The sequence below is a fragment of the Kocuria kalidii genome (genome assembly GCF_044462225.1).
In the GTDB taxonomy this organism is placed as follows: Bacteria; Actinomycetota; Actinomycetes; order Actinomycetales; family Micrococcaceae; genus Kocuria; species Kocuria kalidii.
The window spans coordinates 1-13,644 of sequence record NZ_JBISWJ010000090.1 but is presented as its reverse complement, the minus strand read 5'-3'; the positions used below and the strand labels follow the sequence as shown (position 1 = coordinate 13,644).

Below are 13,644 nucleotides of genomic sequence, written 5' to 3'. Positions count from 1 at the left end.
TCCAGGGCGGCCCCGGCGCCACCGGCCGGTCCTACTCGGACTTCCCCACGATCGTCGACTCCATCCGCGACCGGCTGCTCACCCTGCCGGGCTCAACGGAGGTGCTCACCGGCCACGGGGACCCGACCACGATCGGGACCGAGGCCCCGCACCTGCAGGAGTGGATCGACCGCGGCCACTGAGACGCTCGAGCCGGTTGCCGGCACCCAGCACGACCGATCCCCCCGGAGGCACCCGCCCCGGGGGGATCGGTCGTTCGCGGTCCCGGCCACGAACGACCGCGGACCGGCGCGGCCCGGTCGGGGACCCGGTTCCGGCGGGCTGAGCGACGGGGGCCGGCCGGTGATCCGTGTCGTGGTCTCCCGCGGTGTGCCGTCCCGCGGCCCCGCACCCCGCTGGAGACCGTCGGGGAGGACGTGAGCCGCGGGCGCCCGGCCGGACGACGGGGCCCGCGCTGCCGGCATCGTGCGGGGCGCGGAGAGAGCCTCCGTGGTGGGTGTGCGGACACCCACCACGGAGGCTCTTCGGCGCTCGGGCGGACCGGTCCCCGGGACCGGCGGACGGGGCGGCTAGCGCAGGACGACGGTGCGGTTGCCGTGCAGGACGACCCGGCCCTCGCAGTGCCACCGCACGGCGTTGGACAGGGCCTTGCACTCGGTGTCCCGGCCGGCGGCCACGAGGTCCTCGGGGCCGAAGGTGTGGTCGACGTTGACCACCTGCTGGGCGATGATCGGGCCCTCGTCCAGCTCGGCGTTGACGTAGTGCGCGGTGGCGCCCACGGTCTTCACCCCTCGGTCGTAGGCCTGGTGGTACGGCTTGGCCCCCTTGAAGGACGGCAGGAACGAGTGGTGGATGTTGATCACCCGTCCTTCCATCCGGGTGGCCAGCGAGTCGCTGAGCACCTGCATGTAGCGGGCCAGGACCACGAGGTCGACCTCGAAGCGGTCCACCAGCTCCAGCAGGCGCGCCTCCGCCTCGGGCTTGGTGTCCCGGGTGACGGGCACGTGGAAGAACGGGATGCCGTGCCACTCGACCAGACGCTGGTGGTCCCGGTGGTTGGAGACCACCGCGACGATGTCCACGGGCAGCTCACCCGTCCGGGCGCGGAAGAGCAGGTCGTTGAGGCAGTGGCCGAACTTGGAGACCATCACCAGGACCCGCCGCTTCGCCTCGTGCTCGTTGAGCTCCCAGCGCATGCCGAACCGCTCGGCCACCGGGGTCAGCTCCCTCCGCAGGACCTCCTGGTCGATCGCCGCGCCCGTGGTCGGAGCCACGTGGACCCGCATGAAGAAGTGGCCGAGCCGGCGGTCGTCGAACTGCGTCAGTTCCACGATGTTGCAGCCGTGCTCCAGCAGCACGCCGCTGACGGCGTGCACGATCCCCGGCTTCTCGGGGCAGTCGAGCGTCAGCACCAGCTCGGTCGTGGAGGGTGCGGTGAGCACGCTCTCCGGCTTCAGGTGCTGCTCAGCATTCGACGACGTTGACGGCCAGTCCACCACGGGAGGTCTCCTTGTACTTGATCTTCATGTCGTTTCCGGTCTCGCGCATGGTCTTGATGACCTGGTCGAGCGAGACCGTGTGCTCGCCGTCGCCCTGGAGGGCGAGGCGGGCGGCATTGACGGCCTTGACGGAGGCGATCGCGTTGCGCTCGATGCACGGGATCTGCACGAGCCCGCCCACCGGGTCGCAGGTCAGCCCGAGGTTGTGCTCCATGCCGACCTCGGCGGCGTTCTCCACCTGCTCCGGGGTGCCGCCGAGGACCGCGCACAGTCCTGCGGCGGCCATGGAGCAGGCCGATCCCACCTCGCCCTGGCAGCCCATCTCCGCGCCGGAGATGGAGGCGTTCTCCTTGATGAGGATGCCGACGGCCGCCGCCGTCAGCAGGAACTCCACCACGCCGTCCTCGTCCGCCCCGGCGATGAACCGGGCGTAGTAGTGCAGCACGGCGGGGATGATGCCCGCCGCCCCGTTGGTCGGGGCGGTCACGATCCGCCCGCCGGAGGCGTTCTCCTCGTTGACCGCCAGGGCGTAGAGGTTGATCCACTCCATGGCCTGCAGCGGGTCCGACACCGGCCGGGCGGGATCGGCGGCGGCGGCCGCCTCGGCCTCCCGCAACCGGGTCCGCAGGGCCGGGGCCCGGCGACGGACCTTCAGTCCTCCGGGCAGCCGGGCCTCCGTGCGCGTGCACCCGTTCTCCACGCACTCCTGCATCACGGCCCAGATGCGCAGCAGGCTCGAGCGGAGCTGCTCCTCGCTGCGCCAGGACAGCTCGTTGGCGAGCATGATCCCGGCGATCGAGGTCCGCTCCTGCCGGCAGTGCTCCAGGAGCCGCCGGCCGGTGCTGAACGGATAGGGCACCTCGGTGCTGTCCTGGACGATGCGGTCCGCCCCGGACACGTCACCGTCCACCACGAAACCGCCGCCCACCGAGTAGTAGGTGCGCTCCCGCACGAGCTCGCCGTCCGTCCCGTAGGCGGAGAACGCCATGCCGTTGGGATGCGCCGGCAGCGACCTGCGCCGGTGCATCACGACGTCCTCGGCACGGTCGAAGGGAATCGGGTGGCTCCCTCCCAGGCACAGCTGCCGGTGCTCCGTGCTCGCCCGCACCCGGGCATCGGCCGTGTCGGTGTCCACGGTCTCCGGGTCCTCACCCTGCAGGCCCAGGATCACGGCCTTGTCCGAACCGTGCCCGTGCCCGGTGGCCCCGAGCGAGCCGAACAGCTCGGACCGGACCCTGGAGACCGAGTCGAGCAGACCGTCCCGGGCCAGTGCCTCCGTGAACAGCCGTGCGGCCCGCATCGGCCCCACCGTGTGGGACGAGGAGGGGCCGATGCCGACGGAGAACAGGTCCAGGACGGACAGGGCCATCAGGGAACCTCGGGAGCCGCGTACTCCGTCATGGCGTCCAGCAGCCAGCGGGCCGTGTAGTCGGCGAAGGAGGCCCGCGGCAGGAGCCGGTAGGCCTGCTCGGCGGTCTGCCACAGCAGCACCTGCACCGGTCCCAGGGTCGTGGCCACGGCGGTCCCCGGCCCGAAGACCCGCGGGTGCAGGTCGATCGGGCAGGCCTTCTCGAGCACGGCCCGGGCCGAGGGCCCGGACAGCTCCAGCGTGGTGCGGTTGGCGGACAGGTCCACGGCCTGACCGGGCTCGGTGCCCAGGGCCCGGGCCAGCCCGGCGGCGGTGCCGGCGTCGTCGGACCCCGCGTCGCCGAGGTCGGTTCCCTCGGCGCCGATCTCGGCGGGTCCGGAGCCCTCCGGGCCGACGAGCAGGAACTCGTCGGGGCCCAGCCACAGCAGGGCCGTGCCGTCCGGGGAGCCGGTGACCTGCCCGTGGCCGTCCGGCAGGGGCATCCCGGCCGCGGTCTCCACGGCCGAGGCCGCAGCGGTGCCGGGGACCACGCGGAGCCCCACCATGGTCAGGAAGGGGATCTCGCGCAGGGCCACGCCCCGCTCGCCCGTCACGCTCTGTTCGCGCATCTGCTGGGCGAGGTGCGCGAGCGGGCTGCGGCGCAGGGTCCTGGTGTCGGTGGCGTCGTCGGTCACGAGCTGATCAGCCATCTCGGCGCTTCCCTTCGGGGTCGTAGAGCACGGGTTCGGCGAGCACGACGTCCACCAGGTCACCGTCGAGCGGGGCCTGGAGCGTCTCACCGATGCGGTTGCGGCCGTTCTTCACCATGGCCAGGCCGAACGTACGGCCCAGGGCGGCGCTGCGGTAGCTGGAGGTCACGTGGCCCTCCATGGGCACGGGTCCCTCCTGCGGGGTGACGGGCGTGCCGTGCACGATGAGCTGGGCGCCCTCGGGCAGACGGCGGTCCGGGTCCACGGGCAGCACGGCGACGAGCTGCTTGCGGTCCTCGCTGGTGGCACTGGGCCGGTCGTAGGAGCGCCTGCCGATGAAGTCCTTGGTCTTGGACACCACCCAGTCCATGCCCAGGTCCTGCGGGGTGACGGTGCCGTCGGTGTCCTGGCCCACGATCGGGAAGGCCTTCTCCGCGCGCAGCACGTGCATCGTCTCGGTGCCGTAGGGGGTGATGCCGAACTCCGCACCGGCCGCGGCCACGGCCTCCCACACGGCGAGCCCGTACCAGCCGGCCACGTTGATCTCGAAGGCCAGCTCCCCGGAGAAGGAGATGCGGCAGATCCGCGCCGGGATCCCCGAGGCCAGGGTGGTCTCGCGGAAGGCCATGAACGGGAACGCGTCCTGCGAGACGTCGAGCTCGGGGGCCAGCTTCGCGATCACCGCCCGGGACTTCGGGCCGACGACGGCGACCGTCGCCCACTGCTCGGTCACGGACGTGCACACCACGTCGAGCTCGGGCCACTCGGTCTGCGACCACTCCTCCAGCCACTCCAGGACCTTGGCGGCCCCGCCGGTGGTCGTGGTCATCAGGAAGCGGTCCTCGTCCAGGCGCAGCGTGACGCCGTCGTCGAAGACCATCCCGTCGGCGGTGCACATCACCCCGTAGCGGCCCATCCCGGCCTTGAGCTTCTTGAACGCGTTCGTGTAGATGCGGTTCAGGAACTCCCCGGCGTCCTTGCCCCGGATCTCGATCTTGCCCAGGGTGGTCGCGTCCATGAACCCGACGCTCTCGCGCACCGCGGCGCACTCGCGCAGCACGGCGGCGTCCATGTCCTCCTCGGCCTGCGGGTAGTACCAGGGCCGCTTCCACTGCCCGACGTCCTCGAACAGCGCCCCGTGCGCCTCGTGCCACTCGTGGACCGGAGTGCGGCGAGCGGGGTCGAAGAGCTCGCCGCGCTGCCGGCCGGCGAGCGCCGCGAAGGCCACCGGGGTGTAGGGGGCGCGGTAGGTCGTGGTGCCGATCCCGCCCACGTCCGGGTCCTTCAGCGCCGCGGAGATCACGCCGATGGCGTTGACCCCGCTGGTCTTGCCCTGGTCGTTGGCGGTGGAGATCGAGGTGTAGCGCTTGATGTGCTCCACCGAGCGCATGCCCGCTCCCACGGAGCGGAGGACGTCGGCCACGGTCTGGTCCCGCTGCAGGTCCACGAAGTGGCGGCGCCACTCGGCGGGCTCCCCGGCACGGCCCGGCACGAGCCACAGCGGCCGCACGGGCTCGGACTCCGTGCTCTCCGCCTGCGGAGTCTCCGGGGTGCTCTCGAAGCCGGCCCGGTGGGACGCCTCGGTCCCGGCCGCGGCGCCCTCGGTCAGGCACCAGGACAGGTCGGTCGTGCCGTTGAGGGCCCCCGCCGTCTGCTGGCCCGGCACCGGGGCGGCCGGCACGAACGCGGCGAGCCGCTCGTTCCAGGTGAGCTTCCCCTGACGCTGGCTGTGCAGGTGCACCACCGGGGTCCACCCGCCGGAGACGGCCAGCAGATCGGCCTCGAGGGTCCGGGCGGGTCCCGACAGGCTGCCGTCCGCGGCGAGGGCACTGACGACGACGCCGCTGACGCGCCCGCCCTCGCCCTCGCCGAGGGTGTCGACCACGGCGCTGCCGCTGAACAGCGGCACCCCGGTGGCGGCCACGACGGCGGCCGGTCCCCCCTGGACGTCCTGGCGGGAGTCGACCACGGCGGCGACGTCCACGCCCGCGGCCACGAGGTCCGCGACCACGGCGTAGGCGGAGTCGTTGGTGGTGGCCACCACCACCCGCGATCCCGCGGCCACGGCGTACCGGTTGAGGTAGGTGCGCACGGCGCCGGCGAGCATGATCCCGGGCCGGTCGTTGTTCTCGAAGACGAGCGGGCGCTCGTGGGCCCCGGTGGCCAGCACCACCTGACGCGCGCGCACGTGCCAGATCCGCTCCCGGGACACCGCGGGGGACGGCGGCCCGCCGAGGTGGTCCGTGCGGCGCTGGACGGCCACGACGTAGTTGGCGTCGTAGCTGCCGATCACCGTGGTGCGCTGCAGGACCGTGACGTCCGGGGCCTCGGCCAGTGCGGCGGCGGTCCGGGACACCCAGTCGCGGGCCGGTACGCCGTCGACGACCTCGTCCCGGCCGGAGAGCAGAGAACCGCCGGCCTCGGGCTGCTCGTCCATCAGCACCACCCTGGCTCCGGCGCGGGCCGCCTCGCGCGCCGCGGTCAGGCCGGCGGGCCCGGCCCCGACGACCAGCACGTCCGCGTGGACGTACTTGCGGTCGTAGACGGCCTCGTCCGTGCGCGGGTCCAGCCGGCCCAGGCCGCGGAGATAGGTGGCGGACAGCCCGTCGTTCAGCTCGACGGCCGTGGCGGGAAGCATGGACTCGTCGACGTCGACCCGGGAACGGGCGGCGACCTTCACGAGCGCGTTGGGCTCCTCGACGCCGGAGGTCAGGATCCCGCGCGGACGGCCCAGGTACAGCGAGTCCCCGCAACGGATCCGGCCCGCGGCGAGCAGGGCCGAGGCGAGGGTGTCCCCGGCGTACCCGGAGAGCTCCTCGCCGTCGACGGTGAAGCTCAGGGGCTTCGTGCGGTCGATGCTGCTCGCGGTGCTGCGCTCCGGGGGCAGGCGATAGGTCTGGTCGGTCACCGGACACCTCCGATCTGTGGGGCGGTCTCGCCCATCCGGTAGACGGCCTTGATCTCGTAGGTCACGGTGTCGCGCACGACGTTGAACCAGCGGCGGCACCCGGCGGCGTGCGCCCAGCGCTCGGCGAGGAGGCCCTTGGGGTTGTTGCGGTAGAAGAGGTACTCGGCCCACTCCTGGTCGGAGAGCTGGGAGGGGTCCTCGGGATAGGGCACGTGGGCCTCCCCGCCGTACTGGTACTCGGTCTCGTCGCGGGCCCCGCAGTAGGGGCACTCGATCAGCAGCATGGTGTTCCTGCCTTGTGGTGGGCGGGTCAGTGGGCCACGGCGGCGGCGCCGTGCTCGTCGATGAGGACCCCGGTCTCGAAGCGCTCCAGGGAGAACGACTCGTTGAGCGGGTGGGCCTCGTCGTTGGCGATGGTGTGGGCGAAGGAGTAGCCGGCGCCGGGCGTGCCCTTGAACCCGCCCGTCCCCCAGCCGCAGTTGACGTAGAGCTGGTCCACCGGCGACTTGGACACGATCGGGGAGGCGTCCAGGGTGACGTCCACGATCCCGCCCCAGGTCCGCAGCACGTGTGCCCGGGCGAAGATCGGGAACAGCTCCACGGCCGCGGCCATCTGCTCCTCGATCACGTGGAAGGCTCCGCGCTGGCCGTAGCCGGTGTAGGCGTCCACCCCGGCGCCCATGACCAGCTCTCCCTTGTGGGCCTGGGAGACGTAGACGTGGACGTGGTTGGACATCACGACGGTCGGGTGGACCGGCTCGTGCAGCTCCGAGACCAGGGCCTGCAGCGGGTGGGACTGGATGGGCAGGCGGAACCCGGCCAGCTCCGCCAGCACCGAGGAGTGCCCGGCCCCGCAGAGCCCGACCTTGCCGGCGTGGATGGTGCCCCGGGAGGTCTCCACCCCGACCACCCGGTTGCCGTCCTTGAGGAAGCCGGTGACCTCGCAGTTCTGGATGATGTCCACGCCCATCTCGTCGCACTTGCGGGCGAAGGCCCACGCGACGTGGTCGTGCTTGGCGATCCCGGCCCGCGGCTGGTACGTCGCACCCATCACGGGGTAGCGCAGACCGTCGTCGACGTTGATGATCGGGCACAGTTCCTTGACCTGGTCCGGGGTGATCCACTCCGCGTCGATGCCGTTGAGCTTGTTGGCGTTGACCCGGCGCATCGACTCGCGCACGTCCCCCAGGGTGTGCGCCAGGTTCATCACCCCGCGCTGGGAGAACAGGAAGTCGTACTCCAGCTCCTCGGGCAGCTGCTCCCACAGCTTCAGGGAGTGCTCGTACATCGCCGCGGACTCGTCCCACAGGTAGTTGGAGCGGATGATCGTGGTGTTGCGGGCCATGTTGCCGCCCGCCAGCCACCCGCGCTCGAGCACCGCGATGTTGGTCATGCCGTGGTTCTTCGCCAGGTAGTAGGCCGTGGCCAGGCCGTGGCCGCCGCCGCCGACGATCACCGCGTCGTAGGAGGTCTTCGGGTCGGGGTTGTGCCAGAGGAAATCGGGGTGCTCCGGGAGGAGGTCGGCCATCACAGAACTCCGTTCAGGACGGGGGCGGAGAGGTTCGGGTAGAGGGGGAAGGCCTGGGCGAGGGCGGTGACCCGGCCGCGCAGCTGCTCGGCGAGCTCGTCGGTCGGTTCCTGGATCAGCGCCGTGGCGATGATGTCGGCCACCTCGGTGAACTGCTCGGGCCCGAAGCCGCGCGTGGCCAGGGCCGGGGTGCCGATCCGCAGACCGGAGGAGACCATGGGGGGCCGCGGGTCGAAGGGCACCGCGTTGCGGTTGACCGTGATCCCGATCCGGTGCAGCCGGTCCTCGCCGGCCTGGCCGTCCAGCTCCGAGTGGCGCAGGTCGACCAGCACCAGGTGCACGTCCGTGCCGCCGCTCACCAGGCTGATCCCGGTGGCCATCACGTCCGGGGACAGGAGCCGGGTGGCCAGGATCTTCGCACCCTCCAGGGTGCGCGCCTGGCGGTCGGCGAACTCCTCGCCGGCCGCCTGCTTGAAGGCCACGGCCTTGGCCGCGATCACGTGCTCCAGGGGTCCGCCCTGCTGGCCGGGGAACACCGCCGAGTTGATCTTCTTCGCGTGCTCCTGCTTGCACAGGATCACACCGCCGCGCGGGCCCCCGAGGGTCTTGTGCGTGGTGGACGTCACCACGTCGGCGTGGGGCACGGGGTTCGGGTGCAGGCCGGCGGCGACCAGCCCGGCGAAGTGGGCCATGTCCACCATCAGGTAGGCCCCGACCTCGTCGGCGATGGCCCGGAAGGCCGCGAAGTCCAGCTGCCTCGTGTAGGCGGACCAGCCGGCGATGATCAGCTGCGGGCGGTGCTCCCGCGCGAGCCGGGCGACCTCGTCCATGTCGATCCGGTGGTCGTCCTCGGACACCCCGTAGGCGGCGACGTTGTAGAGCCGGCCGGAGAAGTTGAGCTTCATGCCGTGGGTGAGGTGACCGCCGTGGGCGAGGTCCAGACCCAGGATGGTGTCCCCGGGCTTGATCAGAGCGTGCATGGCCGCGGCGTTGGCCTGGGCGCCGGAGTGGGGCTGGACGTTCGCGTGCTCGGCGCCGAAGAGGTCCTTGAGGCGGTCGATGGCCAGCTGCTCGACCACGTCCACGTGCTCGCAGCCGCCGTAGTAGCGCCGGCCCGGGTAGCCCTCGGCGTACTTGTTGGTGAGCACGGAGCCCTGGGCCTCCATCACCGCGATCGGGGCGAAGTTCTCCGAGGCGATCATCTCCAGCGTGGACTGCTGGCGGACCAGCTCCTGGTCGAGGGCCGCCGCGATCTCCGGGTCGGCTTCGGCCAGATGAGTGTTCAGATCGGGCATCCCTGGGCTCCTGTACGGTTCGCTCTGCGCTGCTGATACGAGTTTGATATATCAGCTGTGGTTCAACGGTATGCTAGGGGTCCGGGGGTGTCAATGGACGGCGGACCGCCGCCGACGACCGCGGCGCCGGACACGGTCCGCGGGCCCCCATCCAGGAGGGAAGCCATGAGCGTCACGACCATCACCGCCTACGGTCCGGAGGTCACCGCGTCGCTGGCCGATCAGGCCTACGGGCGGCTGCGCGACCGCCTGACCATGCTCGAGATCCGTCCGGGCGCCATGATCCAGGAGGCGCTCCTCGCCGCCGAGATGGGCATCGGCAGGACCCCGGTCCGGGAGGCTCTCAAGCGGCTGGAGACGGACCACCTCGTGGTCTGCTATCCCCGGAGGGGGACGTTCGCCACGCAGGTGGACATCACGGCGCTGTCCGACGTCTCCGAGCTCCGCCGGCACCTCGAACCGGTCGCCGCGCACAAGGCCGCGCTGTCGGCTCCCCCCGTCCTGCGGCAGCAGATGCACGAGCTGGTCCGCACGCTCGAGGAGCTCGCCGGCGCGGAGCCGACGAACCGGGCCTGCATGCGCGCGGACCTCGACGTGCACCGCCTGATCTACCGGGCCACGGGCAACGAGCACCTCGAGGAGACCCTGGTGCGCCTGGACAACCTCGCCACCCGCATCTGGTGCCTCGTGCTGGACCGGGTGCCCGGCGTCTCCGGCCACGTGCACGAGCACGTGGAGCTGCTGGAGGCCATCGCCGCCGGGCGCGCCGACGACGCCGCGGGCCTCGCCCTCGACCACGTCACCAGCTTCGAGCGGACCATGCGGACCGTCCTGTGAGCCCGTCCGGCCCCGGCCGGTTCCTCCGCGGGGCGGACCGGGGCAGCCGTCCGGCCCGTCCCGGTCGTGCGTCAGTCCGGAACCACTGGTATATGACGCTACGGTAGAGGAAAAGGCCTTCCCAGGGGTCCCCCACGGGCCTCCGACGCCGACGGAAAGTGCACACCACGTCATGTCCACCACGCCCCTCCACACGCAGGACGAGCCGCTCTCCCTCGCCGACCGGGCGTTCCTGCAGCTGCAGGACCGCCTGATCTTCCTGGACATCCCCCCGGGTGCCCCGCTCAACGAGGGGCGGCTCTCCCAGGAGCTGCAGCTCGGGCGGACACCGTTGCGCGAGGCGCTCAAGCGGCTCGAGTCCGAGCACCTGGTGGTCACGTACTCCCGTCGCGGGACGTTCGCGACCACCGTGGACATCACCGCCCTCTCGGAGATCTCGCAGGTGCGCGAGGTGCTGGAACCCCTCGCCGCCCGCCTGGCGGCGGAGCGGCGCGGCGGGGACGCGCGAGCCCAGCTGGAGGAGCTGCGGGACCGGCTGGACGGGGCCGGCACGGAGTGGCTGAACAGGGACGACGCGCTGCGCTGGGACGTGCAGATCCACCGTGCCGTCTACGCGGCGGCCGGAAACGCCCATCTGCGGGTCACCCTGGAGCGCTACAGCAACCTCGCCACCCGGATCTGGTGCGTGGTCGCGGACCGCATCCCCCAGCTGCAGGAGCACATCACCGTCCACAGCGAGCTGCTGGGAGCGGTGCTGGCCGGCGAGGCCGAGGAGGCCGGAGAGATCATGCGCACGCACGTGCGGGACTTCGAGACACAGATCCGCCAGGTGCTCTGAACCGCCCGCGGGACCGCGGGAGAACGGCGCTGCGCACCATCCTCCTGCGGCCCTGCGGCCCTGCGGTCAGGCCGAGGCGCCCTGCCCCGACATCCGGACGGAGGCCGTCTCCCCGCCGGCCTGCAGCGCCGCGTGCGTCGTGTGCAGCAGGAGGAGAGCGGTCGTCACGGTGCCCACACCGCCGGGGACCGGCGTGAGGGCCGCGGCCACCTCGGCGGTGGAGTCGGCCTCCACGTCGCCCACCAGGTCGCCGCTGTCGAGGACATTGGTGCCGACGTCGACGACCACCGCGCCGGACCGGACGTGCGCCCCGGTCAGCAGACCCGGCCGTCCCACCGCCGCGACGACGACCTCCGCCTCGGAGGTGTACCGCTCGAGCGGCCGGGAGCGGGAGTGGCAGACGGTGACGGTGGCGTCGCGCTGGAGCAGGAGCTGCAGCAGCGGCTTGCCCACGACCGCCGAGCGGCCCACCACCGAGACGTGCCGGCCGGCGAGGGGGACCTCGTAGTGCTCCAGGATCTCCACCACCGCCCGGGCCGTCGCGGGGGCGAAGGCCGGCTGCCCCACGGTCAGCCGCCCCAGGCTGAGGGGATTGGCCCCGTCCACGTCCTTGGCAGCGCTGATGCGGGCCACCAGCTCGTCCACGGCCGCTCCCGGCGGCAGGGGCGTCTGCAGGATGATCCCGTGGACCTCCTCGTCCTCGCTGAGCAGCGTCAGCGTCGAGGCGATCTCGTCCTCCCCGGCGTCGGCCCCGAGGTCGACGACCGTGCAGCGCACGCCTGCCTTGTCCGCGGCCCGCGCGATGGAGCGCACGTACCACAGGGTCGCCTCGTTGTCGGTGGCCACCACGACCGCCAGCCCGGGGACCGTCCCGCGCCGGCCCAGCGTGCTGACGTTGTCGTCGATCTCGGCCCGTATCCGCTGTGCGACGGGGCCCCCGGTCAGCCGGCGCGCGGTCATGCCATCACCTTCTCGCGCACGCGGTCCGTCACGGCCTGGGCGGACAGCACGGCGTTGTGGCCGTCCCGGAGCTCGTCCGTGAACCGCGTCCGGGTCTCCTCGTCGGTGATCGCGTTGATGTTCATGTCCAGCGTGATCAGGGCCGTGGCGATGGCGGCCCTGGCCGCCTCGGAGGCGGCGGCCACGTCGCTGATCACATTGGGGTTGCTGAACTCGGCCAGCTCCCGGCCCAGGTCGACCACCTCCGTCGCCAGGCCGATCAGCGCCCGCGGGGGTGCGGCCGCCGCGATCGTGGCCTGCTGGATGGCCCGGGAACGAGCGGTACGGTCCTCCTCCGAGGTCGAGGGCAGCCGGTAGGCGGCGATCACCGACGCGAAGGCCTTCTCGTCGTCGTCGGCCAGCTGCAGCGCCTCCGGGATGATGTCGTCGGCGCGGGCGGCGATCCGGGAGGACCGCTCCTCGTGCTCGGCGTACTTCGCCCCCGTGGTGTAGCGCGCCACCATGGCGATCAGGGCGGCCCCCTGGGCCGCGTGCAGCGCTGCGGCCGCCCCGCCCCCGGGCGTGGGTTCCCGGGAGGCCAGGCGTTCCAGGTAGTCGTTGAGGGTCTCCGAACCGATCATGTGCTGTTTCCTTCGGTGGGCGTTGACGGACGGTGATGGGTGGCGGCCGCCGGTGCACGGGCAGCCGCGGCTCCGGGCCCGGGGCCGGGGCCGGTGGCGCGGCAGGCTCGGGGCCGCGCGGCTCAGCGGAAGACGACGGTGCTGGAGCCCTCCAGGAGCACGCGGTGCTCGCAGTGCCAGCGGACCGCGCGGGAGAGAGCCAGCGCCTCCGCGTCCTGCCCCACGGTGGACAGGGCCCGCGGGCCGTGGGTGTGGTCCACCCGGATGACCTCCTGCTCGATGATCGGCCCCTCGTCCAGGTCGGCCGTCACGTAGTGGGCGGTGGCGCCGACGAGCTTCACGCCCCGCTCGTAGGCCTGGTGGTAGGGGCGGGCCCCCTTGAACCCGGGCAGGAAGGAGTGGTGGATGTTGATGGCCCTCCCCGCCAGGGCGCGGCAGAGGTCGTCGGAGAGGATCTGCATGTAGCGCGCCAGCACCACGAGGTCGATGTCGTGCTCCTCGACCAGTGCCAGCAGCTGCCGCTCGGCCTCCTCCTTGCCGGCGGGGGCCACGGGAAGGTGGATGTACGGCAGGCCTGCCGCCTCGGCCATGGGGCGCAGCTCCTCGTGGTTGGAGACCACCAGGGCGATCTCGCCCCCGAGGCCGCCGGCCCGCCACCGGAAGATCAGGTCGTTGAGGCAGTGGCCGCTCCTGGACACCATGACGAGCAGCCGGGGCGGTGTCTGGTCGTGGATGTGGTGGCGCATGCCGAACCGCTCGGCGACGGGGGCGAAGTCCTCTTCGAGCGTCCCGAGCGTCAGCTCCCGGGAACCGGTGAAGGCCGTGCGCAGGTGGACGAGCCCGTGCGCCGGATCGTCGAACTGCTGGTGCTCGGTGATGTTCGCCCCGTGGGCCAGGAGGAACTCCGTGACGGCATGGACGATCCCCACCTGGTCCGGGCAGGTGAGCGTGAGCACGAACTGGGGGGACGCGGCCCGCACTGTCGACTCCGCGGGTGCGGCAGCCTGCTGCGCGGTGGGGGAAAGGGTGTCTACGACGGTCATGGGTGGCTCCTGCCTGGGTGTTCGCCTGCTGGGTGTGACTGACGTGCGGGTCGGCCGG

The 13,644-nt window shown here is 72.2% G+C and carries 12 protein-coding genes and 1 pseudogene; 3 read left to right on the top strand and 10 right to left on the bottom strand.

The features are described 5' to 3' along the window. Nucleotides 1-182 (top strand): annotated as a pseudogene (locus ACH9D3_RS13530) (MBL fold metallo-hydrolase); the annotation flags it as partial. A gap of 387 nt (nucleotides 183-569) precedes the next feature. Here ACH9D3_RS13530 and purU (ACH9D3_RS13525) read toward each other — a convergent pair. The 7 genes from purU (ACH9D3_RS13525) to glyA are packed head-to-tail and all read right to left on the bottom strand — an operon-like array spanning nucleotide 570 to nucleotide 9,288. Next, nucleotides 570-1,442: a formyltetrahydrofolate deformylase gene (purU, locus tag ACH9D3_RS13525; RefSeq protein WP_396401314.1), complete on the bottom strand. Its 873-nt coding sequence runs from the start codon at nucleotides 1,440-1,442 to the stop codon at nucleotides 570-572. A gap of 22 nt (nucleotides 1,443-1,464) precedes the next feature. Next, nucleotides 1,465-2,868 (bottom strand): L-serine ammonia-lyase, encoded by a 1,404-nt coding sequence (locus tag ACH9D3_RS13520; protein ID WP_396411335.1) that lies wholly within the window; start codon nucleotides 2,866-2,868, stop codon nucleotides 1,465-1,467. Further along, complete coding sequence (locus tag ACH9D3_RS13515; protein ID WP_396411334.1) at nucleotides 2,868-3,557, bottom strand: sarcosine oxidase subunit gamma family protein; 690 nt, start codon at nucleotides 3,555-3,557, stop codon at nucleotides 2,868-2,870. Before ACH9D3_RS13515 ends, ACH9D3_RS13520 begins: the two co-directional genes overlap by 1 nt. Continuing rightward, complete coding sequence (locus tag ACH9D3_RS13510) at nucleotides 3,550-6,465, bottom strand: sarcosine oxidase subunit alpha family protein (RefSeq protein WP_396411333.1); 2,916 nt, start codon at nucleotides 6,463-6,465, stop codon at nucleotides 3,550-3,552. The genes ACH9D3_RS13515 and ACH9D3_RS13510 overlap by 8 nt, the downstream gene beginning before the upstream one ends. Continuing rightward, nucleotides 6,462-6,749, bottom strand: coding sequence for a sarcosine oxidase subunit delta (locus ACH9D3_RS13505; protein ID WP_396401309.1), 288 nt, complete (start codon nucleotides 6,747-6,749; stop codon nucleotides 6,462-6,464). The genes ACH9D3_RS13510 and ACH9D3_RS13505 overlap by 4 nt, the downstream gene beginning before the upstream one ends. Nucleotides 6,750-6,775: 26 nt before the next feature. Continuing rightward, on the bottom strand, nucleotides 6,776-7,993 hold the full coding sequence (locus ACH9D3_RS13500) for a sarcosine oxidase subunit beta family protein (RefSeq protein WP_396411332.1): 1,218 nt from the start codon (nucleotides 7,991-7,993) through the stop codon (nucleotides 6,776-6,778). After that, entirely contained in the window at nucleotides 7,993-9,288 is a 1,296-nt protein-coding gene (glyA, locus tag ACH9D3_RS13495; protein WP_396401307.1) for a serine hydroxymethyltransferase, read from the bottom strand. Before glyA ends, ACH9D3_RS13500 begins: the two co-directional genes overlap by 1 nt. 165 nt (nucleotides 9,289-9,453) lie before the next feature. Between glyA and ACH9D3_RS13490 the strand changes: the two genes are divergently transcribed. Both ACH9D3_RS13490 and ACH9D3_RS13485 read left to right on the top strand, forming a co-directional pair. Further along, entirely contained in the window at nucleotides 9,454-10,125 is a 672-nt protein-coding gene (locus tag ACH9D3_RS13490) for an FCD domain-containing protein (protein WP_396411331.1), read from the top strand. Between the two features lie 172 nt (nucleotides 10,126-10,297). Beyond that, nucleotides 10,298-10,963 carry a GntR family transcriptional regulator gene (locus ACH9D3_RS13485; RefSeq protein WP_396401305.1) on the top strand — a complete coding sequence of 222 codons (666 nt, stop codon included), beginning with the start codon at nucleotides 10,298-10,300 and terminating at the stop codon, nucleotides 10,961-10,963. 66 nt (nucleotides 10,964-11,029) lie between these two features. Here the strand turns inward: ACH9D3_RS13485 and ACH9D3_RS13480 are convergent, their stop codons facing one another. The 3 genes from ACH9D3_RS13480 to purU (ACH9D3_RS13470) all read right to left on the bottom strand — a co-directional run bounded on the left by ACH9D3_RS13480 (nucleotide 11,030) and on the right by purU (ACH9D3_RS13470) (nucleotide 13,586). Beyond that, the gene (locus tag ACH9D3_RS13480) at nucleotides 11,030-11,923 is read right to left on the bottom strand and encodes a bifunctional 5,10-methylenetetrahydrofolate dehydrogenase/5,10-methenyltetrahydrofolate cyclohydrolase (protein ID WP_396401304.1); all 894 of its coding nucleotides are present in this window, start codon (nucleotides 11,921-11,923) and stop codon (nucleotides 11,030-11,032) included. Next, nucleotides 11,920-12,543: a cyclodeaminase/cyclohydrolase family protein gene (locus ACH9D3_RS13475; RefSeq protein ID WP_396401303.1), complete on the bottom strand. Its 624-nt coding sequence runs from the start codon at nucleotides 12,541-12,543 to the stop codon at nucleotides 11,920-11,922. Before ACH9D3_RS13475 ends, ACH9D3_RS13480 begins: the two co-directional genes overlap by 4 nt. A 122-nt stretch (nucleotides 12,544-12,665) precedes the next feature. Then, the gene (gene purU, locus ACH9D3_RS13470) at nucleotides 12,666-13,586 is read right to left on the bottom strand and encodes a formyltetrahydrofolate deformylase (protein WP_396401302.1); all 921 of its coding nucleotides are present in this window, start codon (nucleotides 13,584-13,586) and stop codon (nucleotides 12,666-12,668) included. Nucleotides 13,587-13,644: the final 58 nt, after the last annotated feature.